Origin of the sequence: Paludisphaera rhizosphaerae, from assembly GCF_011065895.1 — a bacterium.
Classification (GTDB): Bacteria; Planctomycetota; Planctomycetia; order Isosphaerales; family Isosphaeraceae; genus Paludisphaera; species Paludisphaera rhizosphaerae.
In genome coordinates, this window is the sequence record NZ_JAALCR010000007.1 from 275,371 (window position 1) to 295,595 (window position 20,225).

Here is a 20,225-nt window from a genome sequence, read left to right on the forward strand (position 1 = left end):
ATTCGCCCCGGGTTCGGTCCGTCCCATCAACGGCCGGCGCGGCGATGGAGCCAGTCGATCAGCGTCCCGAATTCCGGGGTCATCGACGTATCGGACTGGGTGAGCTCCCTGGCGGCGGCGCCCGGCTCCTCGACGCGGAGCGTGTAGCTCATGGCGTCGCGGGCAGGCCCCGGCGTCTCGCCCGGCGGTCGGCCCGCGCGACAGGCCGCGGCCACGTGCTCGGCCAGGGCGGCGGCGTCGGCCTTGGACAGGTCGGCCGAGTCGACTTCGATGGGCGGACGGCGGATCCCCGCCGCCAGCCCGCCGTGGGTTTGCAGGATGATCTTCATGGTCGCGTCATCCTCGAACGGCCGGGGCTGCTCGTCGCTGCGAGTATAGCGGAGCCCCGGCGCGATGTCACCGTGTCGCCGCGGCCGGCTTCCGAGCCTTCGTCGCCGCCACTTCCTTCGTCAACGACTTCACCTGGCTCGACAGCACTTCGATCTGCTTCTTGAGGGCGGCCAGAGCGTCGTCGTCCCTTGGAGCGACGGCGCGGGCGCGAACGTGGCCGTTCGGGCTCGGGACGGCCGACGAGGCGGCCACGCGGATCCCCACCTGGTTCCAGGCGTCGGCCACCGCCTGCTCGGCCGGCGTGCCGTAGAGGCTCCGCGCCTGCATGACGGTCGTGTTGGCGAAGTCCTGGAACTGGGTGGTCGGGCTCGACGCCTTGAGCGACTCGTACCAGATGTGTCCGGGCGCCTCCCAGGCGCGGCCGCCGATGTTGGTCGCGGCGAGGAAGAAGGCCTTGTTCGGAATCCCGGAGTTGATGTGCACGCCGCCGAAGTCGCCCGCCTCGGTGTCGGGGAGCCGGACGAACTTCCGGATGTGATCGGGCTGGGGGTCCTTGCCGAGCAACGCGTTGTCGTAGGCCGTCCCCGGCGCCTTCATCGAGCGCAGGGCGTCGGCGTCGATCCCGGGGGTGAAGATCTCGGCCCCGATCAGCCAGTCGGCCTCGTCGGCCGTCTGGTTCAGCGACCATTGCTTGACCAGCGAGCCGAAGACGTCCGAAATCGATTCGTTCAGCGCGCCGGACTCAATGTGGTATTCCAGCCCGGAGGCGTTCTCCGTGACGCCATGGGTCAGCTCGTGGGCGATGACGTCCAGCGAGCCGGTGAAGTCGGTGAAGATCTCGCCGTCGCCGTCGCCGAAAATCATCTCGCGGCCGTCCCAGAAGGCGTTGTTGTAGTTCACCCCCCGATGGACGTACCCGTCGAGCCGCATCCCCCGGTCGTCGATCGAGTCGCGGTCGAGCACGTCCTTGTAGAACTCGCGGGTCTTGCCCAGGCCGTCGAAGGCCCGATTCACCGACTCGTCGGTCGATTCCGGCCCGTCCTCCGTCCTCCTCACCACAGCGCGCGAAAGGACGACGCCGTTCTGGCAGTCGAAGACCGTGCGGCGGCCGGCCCCGAGAGCGGAAACGACCCCCATGACGCCCACCAACGACCGTTCGCCGCGGAGCCGGGCCGTGGAGAGCATGGTCTCCAGCGCAGCCTGGCGAATCGCCGGGTCCTTACTCTCCAGGAGCTTCTCCAGGATGTGAGGCGGCATAATGCAGTTGAGACAACGATGCTTCGCGGAGTTCATGACGAGTCCTCTCATGGGTGAGCGACCCGAGGCCCAAGACGCCGCCCATCGACAAGACGAGCCGCGCCTCGTGAAGAAGGGATCTATGATGTTTACGCAAAGCACCTCGCCATATTAATAATCGAGCCATTTCAAGCACATGTTGACGCCGTCCTTCATAGATAAGCGGCGATCTCGCCTGGGTCGAGCCTTGTCGAGGGGAATGGGCGCGGGCTAACGTGGAGGGGCGTTGGTTCCTTCCTCACGATTCGACCCCGCACTGAGCCCCCCTGATGCTCGAACCTCCCGCCGATGCGAGCCTCCGCGGCCTGCGCTGCGCCGTCGTCGGCGCGACGTCCGGCATCGGCCGCGCGACGGCCCTGGCGCTGGCCCACGCGGGGGCCGACGTGATCGTCCACGGCCGCAAGCTGGACGCGGCCGTGAAGGTGGTGCAGGAGATCGAGGGCCGGGGCGTGCGCGTGGCTTCGATCCTGGCCGACCTCCGCTCGCGCGAGCAGGGGGATCGCCTGGTCGCCAACGCCTGGAAGCTCTGGAGCGGCCTGGACGCCTGGATCCACTTCGCCGGCGCCGACGTGCTGACGGGCGACGGCCCCGGCCTGTCGTTCGAAGCGAAGCTGGACCTGCTGTGGGAGGTCGACGTCGTCGCCGCGATCCGCCTCTGCCGCGACGTCGGCCGGCGGATGGTCGCGGAGGGGGGCGGGTCGATTGTCACGATGGGTTGGGATCAGGCCGAGACCGGCATGGAGGGGGAATCCGGCGAGCTCTTCAGCGCGATCAAGGGGGCCGTCATGGCGTTCACCCGCAGCCTGGCGTTGAGCCTGGCCCCGAGCGTCCGGGTCAACGCGGTCGCCCCCGGCTGGATCCGCACCGCCTGGGGCGAGACCGCCCCCGCCGAATGGCAGGACCGAGTTCTCCGCGAGACCCCCCTGCACCGCTGGGGAGAGCCCGAGGACGTCGCCAACGCCGCCGCCTTCCTCGTCGGCCCCGCTTCGAGCTTCCTCACCGGCCAGATCCTCCGCGTCAACGGCGGCGCGATCCGATGAATGGAGAATTCTGAGATGATTCGCAATCCCCTGAAGACCTGGCTGTTCCTCACCGTTCTGCTGGGCGTCGCCGGCGCGTCGCGGGGGGAATCAGGAGGGCGCGAGGCGATCGAGATCGGGTCGAGGCGCGAGCCGTTCGTCGACGGCCTGCTGATCGATTCGATGGACGGCGTCGCCTTGCGGCTGCAACGGCCCGTGGACCGGGGGCCGGCCTTCGCATTCGACGAACCGTGGGAAGGGCCGTTCAGCGGCTACGTCACAATCCTCCACGCCGGCCCGAAATTCCAGGCGTACTACCGGGGCTCCATAAGCGGCGGCAAGAAGGACACCGGCGACCATCAGGTCGTCTGCTACGCCGAGTCCGACGACGGCGTCCGCTGGACCAAGCCCGCGCTGCCGCTCTTCCCGCGTGACGGCCGGGCGACGACCAACATCGTGCTCGCCGACGTCCCGCCCGACACCCACAACTTCGCCCCGATGATCGACTCGAGGCCGGGCGTCGACCCCGCCGAGCGATACAAGGCGCTCGGCGGCTACAACGAGCCGGGCCTGAACGCCTACGTCTCGGCCGACGGCGTCCATTGGAAGAAATGGCGGGACGCCCCCGTCTTCACCCGGGCGGACGCCGGCTCCCAGGGGGCCGGCAAGGGGTTCCTCTTCGACTCCCAGAACGTCTCCTTCTGGTCGCCCGCCGAGGGGAAATACCTCCTCTTCTACCGCGTCTACAAGGACGGCAAGCGGCGGATCGCCCGCGCCGAGAGCGACGACTACGCCTCGTGGAAGTCCCCCACGCTGATGGAGTACCGCCGCAAAGACGGCAGCCCGGCGCCCGTCGAGCAGCTCTACACCAGCCAGACGCACCCCTACTTCCGCGCCCCGCACATCTACATCGCGACGGCCGCGCGGTTCATGCTGGGGAGACGGGCCATCACGCCCGAGCAGGCCGCCGCGATCCACGTCGACCCGAACTACTTCAACGACTCGTCCGACGCCGTGCTCATGACCAGCCGCGGCGGCGGCGTGTACGACCGCACGTTCATGGAAGCGTTCGTCGCGCCGGGCATCGGCGCGGAGAACTGGACCTCGCGGACGAACTACCCCGCGCTGAACGTGGTGCAGACCGGCCCGAACGAGATGTCGCTCTACGTGAACCAGAACTACGGCCAGCCGACCTCCCACCTGCGACGCTACAGCCTCCGGCTCGACGGCTTCGCCTCCGTCCACGCCGACTACGACGGCGGCGAGATGCGGACCAGGCCCCTGCGGTTCCAGGGCTCGCAACTGCTGCTGAACTTCGCGACCTCGGCGGCCGGGGGCGTGAAGGTCGAGATCCAGGACGAGAACGGGTCCCCGATCCCCGGCTTCGCCCTGTCCGACTGCCGCGAGCTGATCGGCAACGACGTCGACCGCCCCGCGACCTTCGCCGGCGGCGACCTCCAATCCCTCGCCGGCCGGGTCGTCCGGCTCCGCTTCGTGCTGAAGGACGCCGACCTCTACGCGCTGCGGTTCGCACCGAAATGAGGGATGTGGAACATGAGCAAGTTCGAAATGGTCCTCGCAGTGGTGGCGTTCGTCATCTTCGGCCTGTCAGTGACGGGGTACGCGAGGTTCGCCAGAAAGCATTATTCAGCGTATTTGCCAGCAGGCCACCGAATAAAAGGGTATATCTTTGCATCCATAATATTAGATATAGTTATATTTATTTCTACTTATGTAGCCATGTTCCATGGAGACAAAAGCCTCAAAACCATTTGTTTTCTTTTGATCGTCAACTACATTTGCCTCATCCAGTTCACGTCGGTCCAACGTATAGTCCTAGCTTATGTCTTCGGAGGACAGGCAGTCATTGAGCTCGCGAGGAGGATGACTGCACAAAAAAACCAAGGTGAATTGGACATCGAGGAGATCAACCCGCCTTAAGGCCCTCTGCCCTGGGCTCAGGCGGGCTGATCTAGCGGACGATGTCCCGTCACGGCGGTTTGAGCGGCGGGCCGCCCGATGCCCGGCTCACCGCGGCCTACTTCGCGTCGCCGGGAGCCTTTGCCAGCAGCTTGTTGACCCGCAGCCACTCCTCGAGGCGGTCCAGGTAGTGGTCGGCCCCGCCCCCCTTGTTGCCGAAGCCGTGCGCCCCCATCTGGAAGACGTGCAGCTCCGCCGAGCCCTTCGCCTGGCGGTAGGCGGTGAAGAGGTCCACGCTCTTGCCGACGAAGTTGGCGTCGTCGGCCGCGACGGCCAGGAAGAGGGGCGGCGGAGGGTCGGGGATGTTCCTGTCCTCGCGGGCCCCGTAGATGAGCGCCGCGAAGTCCGGCCGGGTCTCCGCCGGCCCGAAGAGGGCGTCCGACGTGACCATGCCGCCGGCCGAGTAGCCGATCATGCCCACCCGGTCGGGCCGATAGCCGTACTCGCCGGCCTTCGCGCGCACGAGCCGGACAGCCTGCCGACCGTCCTCGCCGGCCATCTTGACGACCTCTTCTCGGGTCGCGGCGTTGGAGCCTTCGTGGGTGAGCCGATACTTCAGGACGAAGGCGTCCACGCCCATGGCGTTGAGCCTCCTGGCGACGTCCACGCCCTCATAGCTCATCATCAGGGCCCGGAACCCGCCCCCCGGCGCGACGACCATGGCCGTGCCGACGGCCTTGTCCTTCGGGGCCGGATACGCGAGCAGCACCGGCCGCACGACGTCGGAGACGATCGGCATGCCGTTCGGCCGGGTGACCAACTTCTCCTGCCAGTCCCACTTCTCCGAACCCGGGGCCGTTCCCGCGTAGAGGGGGATTTCGGGCGGCGACGCCGAGCCCGACGTCTGGGCGCTCGTCGCCGAAGTCCACGCGATCGCGATCGCGGCCAGGCAGATCGTTCTGTTCATCGTCGGCTCCTTTGGGATCAAGACTTGTACGACGCCACCACCTGTTGCGCCGTCGGCGGGAGGGCGTGGAACTCGCTGCGTGCGAATCCGGCGCGGGCGAAGACGTCCTGATATTCGGCGAAGGTGTAGGCGTCGCCGCGGGGCGTGGTCGCCAGCATCACCAGCGCGAATCCGGCCGTCGCCGGGGGCGTGACGCGATCGGGCTCGGGGATGAAGTCCAGCGTCAGGGCGCGGCCCCCCGGTGCGAGCGCCTCGTGGGCCTTTACCGCGAGCCGTTCGCACGTCGGGACGTCGAAGTGGTGCAGGAAGTTGGTCAGCAGCACGACGTCGTAGGGGCCGCCCCAGTCCACGTCGAAGGCGCTCCCCGGCAGCAGGGCGTACCGATCCGCCACGCCCGCGCGATCGGCGTTCTCCTGCGCGACGGCCAGCACGTTGCGCCAATCCAGGGCCGTGACGTGCGCCCGGGGGTTGCGCTCGGCGATCGTGATGCCGAAGACCCCGTGGCCGGCGGCGACGTCCAGCACGCGCAGCGGTCGGTCGGGATCGCTGCCGACGAGGTTCGCGAGCAACTGGGCGGGCATGCGCATGAGCGGGGCCATCGCCCGGGCGAACTCCACCCAGACCGGGTTGTCGTCGGAGACGGTCCCCTCGCCGGAGAGCGCCGTCCCGCCCTTCTTCGCAGCCTCCGTGAGCCGGGAGAAGCTCTCCCGCAGGTCGGGCAAGAGCAGGAACCGCGTCGCGTCCCCCACGTAGGCGGGCGACTTGCGGTCGAGGAAGACCTTCGAGTCCGGGGTCAGCTCGTAAACGTCGCCCTGCTTGATGAGGAATCCGATGATGACGAGGTAGTCCGCCAGAATACGGACGCCCCGCGATGAGGCGCCGCAGGCCACCGCCAGCTCGGCCGCGGTCCGTGGACCGGCGCCCAGGTGCGTGAAGAGGTCCAGATCCACCGCCGCCCGGAGGGCCTCGGTACGCTGGTAGGCGCTGATGGTCTCGAAGAACAGAGCCGGAGAGGGACCTTGGGTCGACATCGTGTTCTTGGCTCGCGAGTCTTTGGAGATCCTGAGTACGGCCGGGACCGATTATACGCCGCGGGCGGGACGCCGCAGCCCGATCGGCCGGCCGGCGATGCCAGGCTACACGCCGATCCCCGGCAGCCAGCGGCGGGCGTTCTCGCGGAAGAGTTTTCGGAGGACGGCCTCCGGGAGGCCGAGGCCTTTGGTCGGCCGGCCTTCGTAGGTCATCTCGGCGTCGCCGGCGTAGAAGGCGACGTCCTGATCGTGGCGGGCTAATAGGGCCTTCGCGCCGGCTTCCGGGTCGGCGTCGCGCAGGCCGTAGTCGGTCGCGTAGAGGATGCGGTCCTGATACTTCGTGAGGAAGGCGACGGCCTTATCGCGATCGCCGCGGGCGAAGTAGCGGGTGCGGGCGGCGGTGTCGACGGCCAGGTTGGGATACGAGTCGAGACGACGGGCCAGGGCGTCCAGGTGGTCCTCGTCGCTCCCAAGGTGGCAGCCGACGACCCGGAGCTTCGGGAATCGGGCCAGCACGCGGTCGCGGGCGTTGAGGATCGCCTCCTTGGGCGGGGTCCCCTTGCCCAGCATGTGCCATTGGGGGTTCTTCGAGTAGTAGGGGAACTCGGGGTTCTTCTCGTCGAGCGGCAGCCAGGCCCCGTCGGGCTCGGCCAGGTGGGCGACCAGCGTCTTGCCGGCTTTCTCGATGGCCTCGTAGATCGGCGTCAGGCTGGGGTCGTCGGGCAAGAGGTAGGCCCCCGACTTGCCTCGGATCGCCATGCCGATGTTCTTCCAGATCTTGACCCCGATCGCGCCGTCGTCGAACGTCTTGAGCAGGCGGGCGATCGTCCGATCGGCGAAGCCCGCTTGCTCGAACCCGCGCGCGTCGAAGCTCGAAGCCCAGGCCACCCGGCCGCCGCTCGCCCGGGAGCATGCGAGCGTCGAGGCCAGCTTCGATTCCAGGTCGAAAGGCTCGTCCCCCGCGACGGGGCAGACGACCAGGTCGAGGCCGCTCCACCCCGACGCCTTGAGGCTGGCGAACACCGCCGGGGCGTCGCGATGGATGTGGAAGTGCGAGTCGATCCGCTCGAAGCCCTCCATCCGGGCCCCGAAGGCCGACCGCAGGAAGAAGGGAGCCGGGGCCAGTCGGAGCACGTCTCTGCGCGTCAGCATGGTCCGCCTCGATTTCGGAGCCTCGTCCAAACCGTCAGGAAGCCCAAGACTAAGCGTCGAGCGCGGCCGGGTCGAGGACGTTCTCTCCCGAAGACGCGGAGAGCATCGCCGTTCTGCGATCCGGAAGACCTCGGTATCGTATCCGCCAGCTACAGCGGTTTACTCTGCTATGGCATGCACTTGAGCGGCGGGTGAGCGGGTGGCCCGGGCAGCCCGCCCGGGCGTCGCAAGCCTGGGACCGAGGACGTCCGGGCGGGCCGCCCGGACCACCCGTCGCCAGGCCCTTAGCCAGCCTGCAGCCCATCAGTAAACCGCTGTAACCCAAAGGCCGAACGCCGCACGGAGTCCGCCGGCATGATGAACAACCGAATCGAAGGACCGGTCGAAACCTGGCGCGGGATTGACCCGGAGTGGCGGGATTGCGGCGGGCTGAGCTACAACAACCTCCTCGTTCGCGCCCCGTGCGGCGAGGTCGTCCAGGCGCTCCTCGAAGATCGAGAGATGCCGAAGCGAGTCGCCGATTTGCTCATGGGGCCTCCGGTTGAGATCCGCCAACCCAAAAGCGTGCTGTTCGCCTACCAGTTCCAAGGGCACGAGTGGACCCAGATCGAGGACGGGCGGTACGTCGCCCTGGACTCCGAGATCGCCCAACGCCTAAGCCGACGGCTGAACGCCCAGGCGTTCATCTACGGATGTGAGGACGTTGCGTCCGCACGTTACTACGAAATCTACGAACGCGGGGAACTGATGGAGTCATTCAGTTGGCTCCACGACAACCCGATCTATCAGGGGGATGTGGGGGAAGAAGATCTGCGCAGGAAGCGAGTCGAAGGTTGGCAGGTCTCCAACGACCACACCTTCGAGTTCTTCACCCGACGCGGCGCGGAGTTGGACGTCGAGTCTCCCAAGGCGTGTTACGACCGCCTGGATCGGGTCGTGGCCGAGTTGGGAATGTTCGTCGCCTCGAGCCCGTTCTGGCTCAACGAGAAGCCTGGGCGCGTCGAGCGCCCGCAGCACTACGATTTCGAGCCGTTCGCCGAAGCCAAGGTCTTGTACCGCATCGACGCGGATCTTCCGCACAGGCGATGACGATGAGGACGGATTGCCCCTCGACTTCAGCGACCACCGACCCGGCGCAAACCCTCGTCGAACGCTGGGGTCTTGATTGGTCCATCCGCCGGATTCGCAGACCCGTTGCCGATGGGCTTCAGCGAGTGGATCGACGCGGTCGGCAGCCAGATATCCTTCTCCTCGCCCGGCGCCGGCCGACCGATGCCGACGTTGCGAAAGAAGCGGGACACGAACGGCGCGCGAGCCAGGGGCGTCTTTCGGGTGATGGTCTGCTTCGATTCCGTCACCTTCAGACTGACGCCCCCCGGACTGACCCGGGTGACGACGCCCTCGTAAGTCGCGACGGTCTCATTCCGGCCGACCGTCACCGCGTTCATCTCGACCCGACAGCGCTCGCCCACCTTCGGCGTCTCCCCCGCCCAACCAACCCCCGCCAGCAACGCCCAGGCCGACGCCGAAAGCCCGATAATGGACCGGATACGCATGATCGCCTCCGACGGATGGGATCGATGGGAACGGGACGTGAATACGGTCGACGTGAATCGTCGCGGTGTACCACGATCCTCGCTCGGCGTCGATGCGAGATCGGGTGGGAGCGGCCTCAACAGTCATATCCGAAAACGGTCTTCCCCCCTCGCGGAGGAAGACAGATCGCGCAGCGATCAGATGAGGGGACGCCCGCCAAGAAGTTCTCAGTTGCCAGTTCTCTGTTCTCAGCCAGATCCTCACTGACAACTGGCAACCGACAACTCCTGAGCGGCCACCTTCCCCCGCGAGTGGGGAAGGCCGTTATGACGACGGCCCTCCGATCAGTGCTTCTCCAGAAATCTCAACCCGCGTCGTTCATCGGCGACGGCCGGCGTCAGCTTGCCGGTTCGGCCCTTCCCCGGGATGGAGCCGTCGCGGGCGATGAGGAACTGGCCGGCGCCGAGCGGCAGGATGCCGTATGAGGCGTCGAACTCAAAGCGTTCAACCTTCGTCAGCGAAGGGTCGGCCTTGAGGAGGATGGGAGGCTTCGCGGGCGCGGCGTCGGTCTTCGCTTTTCCGTAGCAGCCGAACCACCAGGAGCCGTCGGCGAAGGCGGCGGTCTGGATTCCCAGTTGGGTGTGGCCGCCGGCGAGGGCGTGCTTCTTCAGGAAGTGGAAGTCGGCGTCGTACTCGTAGACGTAATTTTCGTTCACGTCGTCGGGAAGGCCGCCGACGACCAGGAACCGGCCCTCGTGAAAGGCAATCCCCCCCGCGCCGTGGAAGGCCTCGGGCGTTTTGTGCTTCGCCAGGCAGGCGAGGTCGTCGGCGTCGTAGACGTACACCCAGGAATCCGCGTTCCCCTTCGGGTCGTTGAACTTGCCGAGGTTCACCGCGACGAAGAGCTTCCCGTCATGGAAATCGAGGTCGCCGTGATGGGTCGCCACGTCCACCTGCTTGAGCACCTTGCCGCCGAGGTCGGTCTTCACCAGCCTCGTCGTGAAGCTCCAGTAGATCGCCCCCTTGCCGTCGGTGCAGACGCCTTGCAGGTGCTGCGGATAGGTCCCCTCACAGGCCACGGGCAGGAAGTCGAGGCCGGCATCGGCGCTCGCCGGCAGCAGGAAGAGCGTCGTCAGGATGCAGAGAGGCGTTCTCATCGTTGTAAGTGGAACTCCGGTGGAGATGGAGCCTCGCGATTTCCCGTCGGAATCACCCGGGTCGACGACACATTACTTAATGGAGAACCCTGCTCTCTGACAATCCGGCGGTCGGTTTTGAATCGGTCCGAGAACCGCGCACGACGGCGTTTCGGATGGAGCGTCGCGGAGGGGCGGTCTGTTGAGGGGGAAGACCGGCATCGGATACGCATCCGTCCGGCCGACCTGAACGCAGAGCCGATCCCCCCTCATCCGGCCCTTCGGGCCACCTTCCCCCGCGAGGGGGGAAGGCCGTTAGGATCCGGATCGGGCCCGATGTATCCTCTGCGCTCCGACGACCCTCACCCGGCCCTTCGGGCCACCCTCTCCCGGTGGGAGAGGGGACTTCAAGCACCGCCCGCGTTCGCTCAAAAGTGTGCGAGCGAACCCAATCACAAAAGGGTCGCCAAAAACCCAAATCACTATAACAACACGCCTTACGACAGACACAACAAGTCGCCGCCGGCGACGACCGGACCCAATCGAACCCGCCGGGGCGGTCACTCGGCTTCGGGGTCGTCCTCTTCGGCGGTCAGGTCTTGGAGGCGGGTGCGAAGGCGGCCCAGGACGTCGGCGGAGGAGGCGGCGGGGGCGAGGTCGCGGGCCTGCTTGGGGTCGGCCAGGACGTCGTACAGCTCCTCGCGACCGTCGGCGTTGCGGATGTACGAGAAGCCCTCGGCGACCACGCCGGTCATCGGCCCGCGCCAGGCGGGGGGACGGGCCGGGTTGCTGGAGATCTCCTCCTTGATCCGGACCTCCATCAGGGCGGGGGTCGAACCGGGGTCGGCCGAGCCGCGGCGGGCGATCGACTCGCCGGGGAAGGCGGTGGCGTCCAGACCCAAAACGTCGAGCACGGTCGCCGGCAGGTCGCGCAGGCTGACGGCCTCGCCGACCGTCTCCCCTCCGCGTTTGCCATGGGGGAGGAAGACCAGGAGCGGCACGCGGGTCTCCTGGTCGTACAGGCTCCGGCCGTGGCCGACCAGGTCATGCTCGCCGAGTTCCTCGCCGTGGTCGGAGGTCAGAATCACCAGGGTGTCGTCCAGCACGCCGCGGCGGTCCAGCTCGTCGAAGAGGAGGCCGATCTGCTCGTCGAGGTAGGCCAGGCAGTCGTCGTAGGCGTCCCGCGCCAGGGCGACCTGGGCGTCGGTCAGGCTGTTGCGGGAGCGGACGTCCCACTCGCGGATCGCGGCCTCTTCCTCGGGGTTCGCGGGAGGACGGCCGAAGCGGCGGGGAAAGTCGGCGGGGGGGTAGAAGGGGCCGTGGGCGTCGAAGAAGTTCAGGAACGCGAAGAACGGCCGGTCGTCCTCGCCCCGGCGGTCGAGCCAGGTCAGGAACGCGGAATCGACCCGCGAGGCGTCCTTGCGGCGACGCTCGACCACGAACGAATCCGGCAGCGCCCGGACCGCCAGCCGGCCCAGCGAGGTGCACCGCAGGGCCTCCTCCACGGAGACGGCCGTCTGCTCCTCGTAGAAGTCGTCGTAGTGCTGGAAGCCCCGGCCCAGGCCGAACCAGGCGTTGCAGAAGAACGTGTTGGCGATGAACCCGGACGTGGCGTAGCCGTGGGCGCCGAGGTATTCGGCCAGCGTGGGATAGGTCCGGTCCAGCGGCTTCCGCTCGCCGACGTTCAACTCATGCGGCCATCGACCCGTAAACATGCTCGCGTGCGAAGGGAGCGTCCAGGGGGCCGTCGAACGGGCCTGGTCGAACTTCACCGCACGGGCGGCCAGGCGGTTGAGGTTGGGGGTGGTGTCGCGGTCGTAGCCGTAAAGGCTCAGGCTCTCCGCGCGGACGGTGTCCAGCACCAGCAGCAGGACGTTGGGGGTGTTTTTGACGGGCGCGGCGGCGGCCGGGATCGGCCGGCGAGCCAGCAAAACGCCCTGGACGCGGTCCCAGCCGTGCAGGGCGACCGCGACGGCCCCCAGGACCAGCGGGACGAACACCAACGCTCGCTGAACTCGCGCCGGATGGGCCAGGCCCTGGCGGGCGATGGCCGTCCCCACGCCGGCCGCCAGCACGACGGCCGCGTAGCCGTACAGACCCGGGATGGTCAGCAGCAGGGAGAGGCCGCAGAGGAACCCCATCGCCCACAGGGAAAGTCGGCCGGCGCCACGGGGACGCAGCCTGACCGCCAGGGCCAGCACGACGCCAAGCCCCCCGAAGATGACGAGGTTCGACGCCGGGATCATCCAGACGAAATGCCGGCTCATCTGGAACGTCCCGAGCGAGACCCCGCCCGAGACCGCGTTCCGAACCAGCCACTGGGTCAGCTCAAGGGCCCCGGTGAGGAGCCCGAACAGGACCGCCAGCCGCGCCACGCCCATCGGCGACGGCTCCGCCGCGGCCTTGGGCCGCATGTCCGCGTCGTCCATGACTATCCCCCTTCCCCATCCCTGGGAACGGCCTACCCATACCCCATCCGGGCGATCCCGGCAACGCCGATCGACCGCGCAACGGGGCTGGATCACTCGAAAGATCGCTGCGACGGCCGGAAACCGCGCGCTGGGGATTCACAAGTCCTGGAAGCGAGCAATCCTCGTCCAGGATCGTCGAGGGCACGCCTCGCAGCCGGCGCGGAGCGTGAAGGTCTTGAAGAAGTCGCCCACGGGGAGAGCGGGATCCTGCTCCGCCAGGTCGTAAGCGACGTCCCACGACCCAAACGCGGCGGTGAGATGTTGGCTCCGCGACTGGCCGCACAGCCGGCAGGCGTATCGCTCCCGAGGACCCGAATGCCCCTCGACAGCTTCAACCATTCCCTTCAGGCGGGCGAGTTCGGCGCGACAGCCGTGATGATCGGGATCGATGATCTCGGTGACCACGCGGCAGGTCGCGCATTCGAAGGCCAGTGGGCCGACGAAGCGGTCCATCACCCTATTCCTCCCGAGGGGGTCCTCGAGCGTCCGGCCGAGAATCGCCCCGACGTCCGCTCCGCACGCGCAGGCGAGGCTCCAATTCGGTTCGATGCCCTGGGATTGATATTCGTAGGGCTCGAACATCGTCGTCCGGAAACCTCGGATGCAACGCGGCGGCACGGCCCGAATCCGGGCTCGAACTTCCCGCCGATCCATAATCGCCCCTTTCCCGCATCGGCCTTCGGTCGCGATCGCCCCCCTTGAGGACCACCGTAACCGATTTAGGCCGTTCGGAAAAGATTCGATCAGGCGACAGCCTTCGCGCCGTGGACGCCTCGCGCGTCGCCCCGCTCTTCCTGGGCCACTGCACGGCCGATCGCCTCGGCGATGCCGACGGGGTGGACGTCCGGGAAGAGTTTGCGGGCGGAGTCATTCCGGACGACGGTCGGGTTGCGGAGGCCCTCGATCAGGTGGCGGCCGACAGTGAACTTGTTGGGGGTCACCAGCGCCAGCCAGAGGCCGGAGAGCCAGGGCGAGAGGACCGGGACCCGGATCAGGACCCGGTGCAGTCCCTTGCGACGGGCGTATTCCTCGATCAGGCCGCGATAGGCCACCACGTCGGTCCCGCCGATCTCGACGATCCGGCTCTCGCCGGGGGGGAGGTCGAGCGACTTGACGAGGTACGAGACCACGTCGTCGACGGCGATCGGCTGGGTGGGCGTGTCGAGCCACTTCGGGCAGACCATCACCGGCAGGCGATCGGTCAGCGATTTGACCATGTCGTAGGACAGGCTCCCCGGCCCGAGGATCGCCGAGGCCCGCAGCTCGATCGTCTCCACGCCCGACTCGCGGAGGATCTCGCCGACCTCATGGCGGCTCTTCAGGTGGGGCGAGAGGTTCGGGTCGGCGTCGTCCCCCAGGCCGCCGAGATAGATGATCCGGCGCACGCCGGCGGCCTTCGCGGCGTCGCCGAAGTTCCTGGCGGCCTGCCGGTCCTTCTCCTCGAAATCGCCGTCGTTGGCCATCAAATGCACGAGATAATAGGCCGTCTGGACGCCGCGCAAGGGGTCGTCGAGCGAGGCCCGGTCCAGGACGTCCCCGGCGACGACCTCGACGCCCGGGCCGAGTTTCTCGCGGGTTTCCTCGGGTTTGCGGGCCAGGCAGCGGACGCGAAGGCCCCGTCTTTCCAGCGCCGGGACGAGCCGGCCGCCGATATATCCGGTGGCCCCAGCGACGAGGATCGGCCGAGTTGGTTCGGGATTCGCTTGCATCGGAGTCGTCCTCTTCTCAAAGATTGCGGCATCCGTGGTGAAGCGATGAGATCTTTCAGCAAACCCTCTGCCGAAACCGTCCAGAAGTTCCTGGAAGGCCAGGCCAATCTGGATTTCACCTACAACCCCGTCGGCGCCACGGCCGATCCTGCGCCCCCAGCCGACTACGGCCTGAACCACACGCGCCAGCAAATCGGGACCGGCCGCGAGGCTTTCGAGCGCGCCCGCGAGGCCCTCCGGCGCTGGGACCAGTTCCGCATCGGCTGGGCCGAGATCCAGCCCGAGCACGCCCCCATCCGCGAGGGCGAGGTCGTGGCGATCGTCGCCCATCGCCTGGGCTTCTGGTGGCTCAACGCCTGTCGGGTCGTCTACGTCATCGACGAGGACGCCCCCGGCGCGGATTTCGCCCGCTTCGGTTTCGCCTATGGGACGCTGCCGGACCACGTCGGATCGGGCGAGGAGCGGTTCCTCGTCGACTGGGACGCCGAGACCGACGCCGTCTGGTACGACATCGAGGCGTACTCCCGCCCTCACCTGATTCTCACCCGGCTGGGATATCCCTACATGCGATGGTCTCAGCGGGCCTTCGGCCGTGAGTCGGCGGCGGCCATGTTGCGATCGATGAACGACCAGACGGGGGTGGAAGCCTCCTGAACGGGCCGCCCGCTGTTACATTCCGTTACGCGAAACCGGAGCTTTCCCCCTTCAAATCCGGGGTGGTTCCTCCCTACCCTTAATGACGTACGACGGCGGCGCGAGGAGGCGTCGCCGGCCCGTCGTCCCCCTTGTCGCCGTTCAAGGAACCCCCTCATGTCCTCGCCGATCCATCGCCCGACCGATCGCCGGGCCTTCCTCGGCGCCCTCTCCATGGGCGCGGCGTTCTTCACCACCCGCGGGCTCTTCGCCGAGGAGCTGGCGCGCACGCCCGCTCGCACCGAGGGGCCGTTCTACCCGGACAAGCTGCCGCTCGACCAGGACAACGACCTGATCATCCTGGGGGATTCGCTCACCCCCGCCGTGGGCGAGATCTCCCACCTCCACGGCCGGATCCTCGACGCGACCGGCAAGCCGCTGAGCGGCCTCACGATGGAGATCTGGCAGTGCGACGCCAACCAGGTCTACCTCCACACGGCCGACAGCGGCCGCAAGGCCCAGCAGCAGGACAAGAACTTCCAGGGCTTCGGCAAGTTCACGACGGCCTCGACGGGCGAGTACCGCTTCCGGACGATCAAGCCGGTCCCCTACCCCGGCCGCCCCGCCCCGCACATCCACTTCATAATCAAGCGCGGCGACCGCAAGTTGCTGACCTCGCAGATCAACATCGCCGGCCACCCGGGGAACAAGAAGGACGGCGTCGTCCTGGGAGGCATCAGCGTCTTCGACCGTGAACTGCTGATGACCGACTTCAAGCCGATCCCCGACTCCAAGACCGGCGAGCTGACCGCCAAGTTCGACGTGATCCTCGGCCGCACCCCGGACGACCAGGCGCTGCACGCCCTCCGCGACGCCCTCCAGAAGCGCAACGCCTGAGACCCGTCGAATCTCCACAGAACGCGATTCCCGAGGTGAACCCATGAGCAAGCATAAGATCGTCCTGGGCGCAACGGTGCTGGCCGCGGCCCTCGCGGCGGGCGCCCTGGCCCAGCAGGCCCGCGGGCCGAGCGCCAGCAAGGCGCCGGCGACGAAGGAGGCCGACGCCGCCGACCTCGTCAAGCGGATGATGGCCTTCGACAAGAACGCCGACGGCAAGCTGACGAAGGAGGAGATCAGCGACGACCGCCTGCTGAACCTCTTCGCCCGCGCCGACGCCGACAAGGACGGCTCCGTCACCCCAGCCGAGCTGACCAAGCTGGCCGAGGCCGAGCACTCCGACCATCCCGACTTCGACTTCGGCCCACCCCCAGGAGGCCCCGGCGGTCGCCGCGGCCCTCGCCCGCCCGGAGGTCCCGGCGGCGGCCCGCCTCCTCCCGCGCCTCCGCGTTGACGCATCGGCCCAAACCCACCGTATACTGTTCGATGCGATAGTCGAGCGGCATTGAGAGTCCCCTCTCCCCCCGGGAGAGGGTGGCCCGAAGGGCCGGGTGAGGGTCGTCGGAGCGCAGAGGATACGTCGGATCGATCCGGATCCTAACGGCCTTCCCCCCTCGCGGGGGAAGGTGGCCCGAAGAGCCGGATGAGGGGGGATCGGCGTCGCATCGAGAGCCAGCCGCCCGGGTGCCATGGCCACGCTTGCGTGGCCATGCGATCGGCAACGGCTACATTGTCATCCTGCACCGGTTCATAGCCACGCAAGCGTGGCCATGGCACCCAGGCGTTGGATCAAGGGCGATCGGCGGGACGAGCAACCGACGCCGGTCGTCCCCCTCATCAGACCGCCCCCGCGACGCTTGATCCGAAGCGCGACGACCCTCACCCGCCGCTGCGCGGCTGCCCTCTCCCGGGGGGAGAGGGGACCAGACCCCCGCGACCCGGCCCTTGCCGACTGATCGTCCCAATGACCGACTCCCCCCGCCCTCGCGTCCTGTTCGTCACCGGCCGGCTCGCCGAGTTCGCGCTGCGGAAGGTGCTGGACGACCTGGCGCCCCGCGCGGGGATCGAGGCCCAGGTCGCCGTCTTGCCGATCACCGTCGCCGCGCTGATGACCCCGGCGTGGATCGCGAAGCGGCTGGAGACCATCGAGGGGCTCGATCGCGTCATCCTCCCCGGCCATTGCCGGGGCGACCTGGGAGCGGTCGCGGCGAAGGTCCCCGGCGCGAAGGTCGAGGTTGGTCCCGAAGACCTGCGCGACCTCCCCCGCTGGTTCGGCGGCGATCGCGTGGAGGCCGCGGCCGAGCGCTACGGCTCTTATGACATTGAGATCCTCGCCGAGATCAACCACGCCCCCCGCCTCCCCCTCGCCGAACTGCTTCGCCAGGCCCGCGAGTTCGCCGCCCAGGGGGCCGACCTGATCGACGTCGGCTGTGAGCCCGGCGCGCCGTGGGCGGGCGTCGGCGAGGCCGTCCGCGCCCTCCGCGACGAGGGGCTGCGGGTCTCCATCGACAGCTTCGACCCCGACGAGGTCGCCCAGGCCGTCGCCGCGGGCGCGGAACTCGTCCTGAGCGTCAACGCCAGCAACCGCGAGGCCGCGAAGGATTGGGGTGCCGAGGTCGTCGCGATCCCCGACGGCGTCGGCTCGCTCGACGGCCTCGACGAAACCGTCGACGCCCTGGAAATGGCCGGCGTCCGCTATCGGCTCGACCCGATTTTGGAGCCCATCGGCTTCGGCTTCGCGGAATCGCTGGGCCGCTACCTGGAGGCCCGTCGCCGATGGCCTGAGGCCGCCATGATGATGGGCGTGGGGAACCTCACCGAGCTGACCGACGTCGACTCGGCCGGCATCAACGCGCTCCTGATGGGGTTCTGCCAGGAGCAGCGGATCTTCAGCGTCCTCACCACGGCCGTCATCAACTGGGCCCGCTCGTCGGTCCGCGAGTTGGACCTGGCGCGTCGGCTGGCGCGGTTCGCCGTCGCCAACCGGCTGCCCCCCAAGCGGGTCGACCCCGGCCTGGTCATGCTCCGCGACCCCAAGCTGGAACGCTTCGGCCCCGACGATCTCGCCGAACTCCAGCGCCGGATCCGCGACCCCAACTGGCGGATCTTCGCGGAGGACGGCCTGGTCTACGCGCTCAACAACCAGCACTTCCTCAGCGGCGCCGACCCGTTCGCGATCTTCGAGGCGATGGGGGTCTCCGACGCCTCGCACGCCTTTTATCTGGGCTGGGAGATGATGAAGGCGAGAACCGCCTTGACGCTGGGCAAGGCGTATCGCCAGGATCAAGCACTGGCGTGGGGGTTCCTCACCGAGCCGGAGAAGGTCCACCGGCTGCAACGCGGGCCGGTCGGGCGTGCGGTCGGGCCGTCGCCCTCGAAGCCGCCGACGCCGGAGTCGGGACCGGCCTCGACGCCCGAGGAGGACGACCGCGCGTGATCCTGGAAGGTCTGGTCACCACCCTGAGCCCCGAAGGCGAGCTGAACATCGCGCCGATGGGCCCCAAGATCCCGGCCGACCTGAGCATGGGGACGTTCGTCCTGCGCCCTTATAGGACGTCGACGACCTACCGCAACCTGAAGGAGGGGGGCGAAGGGGTCTTCCACGTCGTCGACGACGTCCTGCTGCTGGCCCAGGCGGCGATCGGATCCCCGCTCGTCCCGTCGCCGGAGACCTTCGCGGCGAAGTCCGTCGCCGGCCGGGTGCTCGCGGACGCCTGCCGCTATTACGAGTTTCGAGCGATCGTGGTGGACGACGTGGACGAGCGGACGACCATCCTCGTGGAGACCCTCGCCGAGGGCCGAATCCGCGACTTCCTGGGCCTCAACCGGGCCAAGTCCGCCGTCGTCGAGGCCGCCATCCTGGCGACCCGCACGGCCTTCCTGCCGATCGACGAGATCCTGGCCGAGTATCGCAAGTTCTCGACGATCGTCGACAAGACGGGCGGTCCTCCCGAGCGCCGGGCGCTCGACATGCTGACCGACCACGTCCGCCGCGCGGCCGAATCGAAGGCGTCCGCGTCATGAGGCGGCTGACGATCCGGACGGGGAGCCGGCTGCACTTCGGCCTGCTGGGCTGGGGCCCGCACCTGCGCCGGCAGTTCGGCGGCGTCGGGCTCATGGTGGAGGAGCCTGGGCTGGAGATGTCGGCCGTCCCCGCCGATCGGTTCGAGGCCGTCGGCCCGCTGGCCGATCGCGTCGGCCCTTTGCTGGAGCGGATCGCCGCGCGCTGGGACGGCCCGACGCCGCTGCAACCGGTCCGCGTGGAAGTCCTCAAGACGCCCGACGAGCACGCCGGCTTCGGCGTGGGGACGCAGCTCAGCCTGGCCGTGGCGCGGCTGGTTCTGGAGACGGCCGGCGAGGCGTCCCCCCCGGCCGAGCGTTTGGCGGCGCTCTCGGGGCGCGGGCGGCGGTCGGGCGTGGGTTTGCACGGGTTCGTCCACGGCGGCCTGATCGTCGACGCCGGCCACGCCGCGCCCGACGACCTGCCGCCGATGGTCTCACGGCTGGAGTTCCCCGCCGAGTGGTCGATCCTGATCGTCCGCCCCCCCGCCCCTCCCGGCCGCCACGGCGGCGACGAGGTCGCGGCCTTCGCCGACCTTCCCCCCGTCCCCGAGGCCGTCTCCGGCCGCCTCTGCCGACTTGTCCTGCTCGACCTTCTGGGAGCCGTCGCCGCGCGCGACCTGCCGGCCTTCGGCGAAGCCCTCACGGCGATCCAGCGCGAGGTCGGCGCGGCCTTCGCCCCCGCGCAGGGGGGCGGCGTGTACGCGAGCCCGGAGTCGGAAGCCCTCGTCGCCAAGCTGGGCCGTCTGGGCCTCTTCGGCGCAGGCCAGAGTTCCTGGGGGCCCTCGCTCTACGCCTTCGGGATCCTCTCCGACGCCGAAAAGCAGGCCGTCGCCGCCCGCCTGGGCCTCCCCTCAGAAGCCCTCTTCTGGACCCATGCCCGCAATCAAGGCGCGGTCCTGACCACCGATTCCTGATGACCGCCCAGCGGCCTACGGCTACGATCTAAGGTCGAAATCACGGACTGTGATCGGAGTTCGGGAAGATGATCGTCTTCCCCCCTGGAGGGGGAAGACAGACCGCGAAGCGGTCAGATGAGGGGGACGACCGCCGTCGCACGCGCATCTC

20 protein-coding genes are annotated in these 20,225 nt (G+C 68.3%); 10 read left to right on the forward strand and 10 right to left on the reverse strand.

The window, feature by feature from the left end; genetic code table 11:
* Positions 1-26 precede the first annotated feature (26 nt).
* Both G5C50_RS11530 and G5C50_RS11535 read right to left on the reverse strand, forming a co-directional pair.
* A complete protein-coding gene (locus tag G5C50_RS11530; RefSeq protein WP_165069208.1) occupies positions 27-329 on the reverse strand; it encodes a protealysin inhibitor emfourin in 303 nt (100 codons plus the stop codon).
* A gap of 67 nt (positions 330-396) precedes the next feature.
* Positions 397-1,623 (reverse strand): M4 family metallopeptidase, encoded by a 1,227-nt coding sequence (locus G5C50_RS11535; protein ID WP_165069210.1) that lies wholly within the window; start codon positions 1,621-1,623, stop codon positions 397-399.
* A 272-nt stretch (positions 1,624-1,895) separates the two neighbouring features.
* Here G5C50_RS11535 and G5C50_RS11540 point away from each other — a divergent pair, with 272 nt between their 5' ends.
* Genes G5C50_RS11540 through G5C50_RS11550 form a run of 3 tightly spaced genes read left to right on the forward strand, consistent with a single transcriptional unit; the run spans position 1,896 to position 4,586 of the window.
* Positions 1,896-2,666: an SDR family NAD(P)-dependent oxidoreductase gene (locus tag G5C50_RS11540; protein ID WP_165069213.1), complete on the forward strand. Its 771-nt coding sequence runs from the start codon at positions 1,896-1,898 to the stop codon at positions 2,664-2,666.
* A gap of 15 nt (positions 2,667-2,681) precedes the next feature.
* Positions 2,682-4,187, forward strand: coding sequence for a hypothetical protein (locus G5C50_RS11545; protein WP_206107655.1), 1,506 nt, complete (start codon positions 2,682-2,684; stop codon positions 4,185-4,187).
* Positions 4,188-4,199: 12 nt separating this feature from the next.
* Complete coding sequence (locus tag G5C50_RS11550) at positions 4,200-4,586, forward strand: hypothetical protein (protein ID WP_165069216.1); 387 nt, start codon at positions 4,200-4,202, stop codon at positions 4,584-4,586.
* Between the two features lie 97 nt (positions 4,587-4,683).
* Here the strand turns inward: G5C50_RS11550 and G5C50_RS11555 are convergent, their stop codons facing one another.
* From G5C50_RS11555 to G5C50_RS11565, 3 genes are all read right to left on the reverse strand, one after another.
* Positions 4,684-5,532: an alpha/beta hydrolase gene (locus G5C50_RS11555; protein ID WP_165069218.1), complete on the reverse strand. Its 849-nt coding sequence runs from the start codon at positions 5,530-5,532 to the stop codon at positions 4,684-4,686.
* 17 nt (positions 5,533-5,549) lie between these two features.
* Positions 5,550-6,563 carry a class I SAM-dependent methyltransferase gene (locus G5C50_RS11560; RefSeq protein ID WP_165069221.1) on the reverse strand — a complete coding sequence of 338 codons (1,014 nt, stop codon included), beginning with the start codon at positions 6,561-6,563 and terminating at the stop codon, positions 5,550-5,552.
* Positions 6,564-6,668: 105 nt separating this feature from the next.
* Entirely contained in the window at positions 6,669-7,715 is a 1,047-nt protein-coding gene (locus tag G5C50_RS11565; RefSeq protein ID WP_165069224.1) for an amidohydrolase family protein, read from the reverse strand.
* Between the two features lie 354 nt (positions 7,716-8,069).
* On the opposite strand from G5C50_RS11565, the gene G5C50_RS11570 reads away from it, so the two are divergent.
* Complete coding sequence (locus G5C50_RS11570) at positions 8,070-8,804, forward strand: hypothetical protein (RefSeq protein ID WP_165069227.1); 735 nt, start codon at positions 8,070-8,072, stop codon at positions 8,802-8,804.
* A gap of 26 nt (positions 8,805-8,830) precedes the next feature.
* Here G5C50_RS11570 and G5C50_RS11575 read toward each other — a convergent pair whose 3' ends face one another.
* The 5 genes from G5C50_RS11575 to G5C50_RS11595 all read right to left on the reverse strand — a co-directional run bounded on the left by G5C50_RS11575 (position 8,831) and on the right by G5C50_RS11595 (position 14,567).
* A complete protein-coding gene (locus tag G5C50_RS11575; RefSeq protein ID WP_165069229.1) occupies positions 8,831-9,271 on the reverse strand; it encodes a hypothetical protein in 441 nt (146 codons plus the stop codon).
* 324 nt (positions 9,272-9,595) lie between these two features.
* Complete coding sequence (locus G5C50_RS32265) at positions 9,596-10,408, reverse strand: hypothetical protein (protein WP_206107656.1); 813 nt, start codon at positions 10,406-10,408, stop codon at positions 9,596-9,598.
* Between the two features lie 539 nt (positions 10,409-10,947).
* Positions 10,948-12,816 (reverse strand): sulfatase, encoded by a 1,869-nt coding sequence (locus tag G5C50_RS11585; RefSeq protein WP_165069231.1) that lies wholly within the window; start codon positions 12,814-12,816, stop codon positions 10,948-10,950.
* 138 nt (positions 12,817-12,954) lie between these two features.
* Complete coding sequence (locus G5C50_RS11590) at positions 12,955-13,311, reverse strand: hypothetical protein (RefSeq protein WP_165069233.1); 357 nt, start codon at positions 13,309-13,311, stop codon at positions 12,955-12,957.
* A gap of 290 nt (positions 13,312-13,601) precedes the next feature.
* The gene (locus G5C50_RS11595) at positions 13,602-14,567 is read right to left on the reverse strand and encodes an NmrA family NAD(P)-binding protein (RefSeq protein ID WP_165069235.1); all 966 of its coding nucleotides are present in this window, start codon (positions 14,565-14,567) and stop codon (positions 13,602-13,604) included.
* A gap of 45 nt (positions 14,568-14,612) precedes the next feature.
* Here G5C50_RS11595 and G5C50_RS11600 point away from each other — a divergent pair, with 45 nt between their 5' ends.
* From G5C50_RS11600 to G5C50_RS11625, 6 genes are all read left to right on the forward strand, one after another.
* Positions 14,613-15,221, forward strand: coding sequence for a DUF1990 family protein (locus G5C50_RS11600; RefSeq protein ID WP_165069237.1), 609 nt, complete (start codon positions 14,613-14,615; stop codon positions 15,219-15,221).
* A 156-nt stretch (positions 15,222-15,377) separates the two neighbouring features.
* The gene (locus G5C50_RS11605; protein WP_165069239.1) at positions 15,378-16,097 is read left to right on the forward strand and encodes a dioxygenase family protein; all 720 of its coding nucleotides are present in this window, start codon (positions 15,378-15,380) and stop codon (positions 16,095-16,097) included.
* Positions 16,098-16,140: 43 nt separating this feature from the next.
* A complete protein-coding gene (locus G5C50_RS32605; RefSeq protein WP_240907055.1) occupies positions 16,141-16,551 on the forward strand; it encodes an EF-hand domain-containing protein in 411 nt (136 codons plus the stop codon).
* A 510-nt stretch (positions 16,552-17,061) separates the two neighbouring features.
* The gene (locus G5C50_RS11615) at positions 17,062-18,534 is read left to right on the forward strand and encodes a DUF6513 domain-containing protein (RefSeq protein ID WP_165069241.1); all 1,473 of its coding nucleotides are present in this window, start codon (positions 17,062-17,064) and stop codon (positions 18,532-18,534) included.
* Positions 18,531-19,121, forward strand: coding sequence for a DUF447 domain-containing protein (locus G5C50_RS11620; RefSeq protein ID WP_165069243.1), 591 nt, complete (start codon positions 18,531-18,533; stop codon positions 19,119-19,121). Before G5C50_RS11615 ends, G5C50_RS11620 begins: the two co-directional genes overlap by 4 nt.
* Positions 19,118-20,074, forward strand: coding sequence for a beta-ribofuranosylaminobenzene 5'-phosphate synthase family protein (locus G5C50_RS11625; protein ID WP_165069245.1), 957 nt, complete (start codon positions 19,118-19,120; stop codon positions 20,072-20,074). Before G5C50_RS11620 ends, G5C50_RS11625 begins: the two co-directional genes overlap by 4 nt.
* The last annotated feature ends 151 nt before the right edge of the window (positions 20,075-20,225 follow it).

Excerpts from the sequence above, each read along its gene's own strand:
- G5C50_RS11590 (WP_165069233.1), bottom strand. The coding sequence starts at position 13,311 with ATGGACCGCTTCGTCGGCCCACTGGCCTTCGAATGCGCGACCTGCCGC.
- G5C50_RS32265 (WP_206107656.1), bottom strand. The coding sequence starts at position 10,408 with ATGAGAACGCCTCTCTGCATCCTGACGACGCTCTTCCTGCTGCCGGCG.
- G5C50_RS11575 (WP_165069229.1), bottom strand. The coding sequence starts at position 9,271 with ATGCGTATCCGGTCCATTATCGGGCTTTCGGCGTCGGCCTGGGCGTTG.
- G5C50_RS32605 (WP_240907055.1), top strand. The coding sequence starts at position 16,141 with ATGAGCAAGCATAAGATCGTCCTGGGCGCAACGGTGCTGGCCGCGGCC.
- G5C50_RS11570 (WP_165069227.1), top strand. The coding sequence starts at position 8,070 with ATGATGAACAACCGAATCGAAGGACCGGTCGAAACCTGGCGCGGGATT.
- G5C50_RS11595 (WP_165069235.1), bottom strand. The coding sequence starts at position 14,567 with ATGCAAGCGAATCCCGAACCAACTCGGCCGATCCTCGTCGCTGGGGCC.
- G5C50_RS11585 (WP_165069231.1), bottom strand. The coding sequence starts at position 12,816 with ATGGACGACGCGGACATGCGGCCCAAGGCCGCGGCGGAGCCGTCGCCG.
- G5C50_RS11530 (WP_165069208.1), bottom strand. The coding sequence starts at position 329 with ATGAAGATCATCCTGCAAACCCACGGCGGGCTGGCGGCGGGGATCCGC.
- G5C50_RS11605 (WP_165069239.1), top strand. The coding sequence starts at position 15,378 with ATGTCCTCGCCGATCCATCGCCCGACCGATCGCCGGGCCTTCCTCGGC.
- G5C50_RS11535 (WP_165069210.1), bottom strand. The coding sequence starts at position 1,623 with ATGAACTCCGCGAAGCATCGTTGTCTCAACTGCATTATGCCGCCTCAC.
- G5C50_RS11615 (WP_165069241.1), top strand. The coding sequence starts at position 17,062 with ATGACCGACTCCCCCCGCCCTCGCGTCCTGTTCGTCACCGGCCGGCTC.
- G5C50_RS11625 (WP_165069245.1), top strand. The coding sequence starts at position 19,118 with ATGAGGCGGCTGACGATCCGGACGGGGAGCCGGCTGCACTTCGGCCTG.
- G5C50_RS11550 (WP_165069216.1), top strand. The coding sequence starts at position 4,200 with ATGAGCAAGTTCGAAATGGTCCTCGCAGTGGTGGCGTTCGTCATCTTC.
- G5C50_RS11555 (WP_165069218.1), bottom strand. The coding sequence starts at position 5,532 with ATGAACAGAACGATCTGCCTGGCCGCGATCGCGATCGCGTGGACTTCG.
- G5C50_RS11560 (WP_165069221.1), bottom strand. The coding sequence starts at position 6,563 with ATGTCGACCCAAGGTCCCTCTCCGGCTCTGTTCTTCGAGACCATCAGC.
- G5C50_RS11600 (WP_165069237.1), top strand. The coding sequence starts at position 14,613 with ATGAGATCTTTCAGCAAACCCTCTGCCGAAACCGTCCAGAAGTTCCTG.
- G5C50_RS11540 (WP_165069213.1), top strand. The coding sequence starts at position 1,896 with ATGCTCGAACCTCCCGCCGATGCGAGCCTCCGCGGCCTGCGCTGCGCC.
- G5C50_RS11565 (WP_165069224.1), bottom strand. The coding sequence starts at position 7,715 with ATGCTGACGCGCAGAGACGTGCTCCGACTGGCCCCGGCTCCCTTCTTC.
- G5C50_RS11545 (WP_206107655.1), top strand. The coding sequence starts at position 2,682 with ATGATTCGCAATCCCCTGAAGACCTGGCTGTTCCTCACCGTTCTGCTG.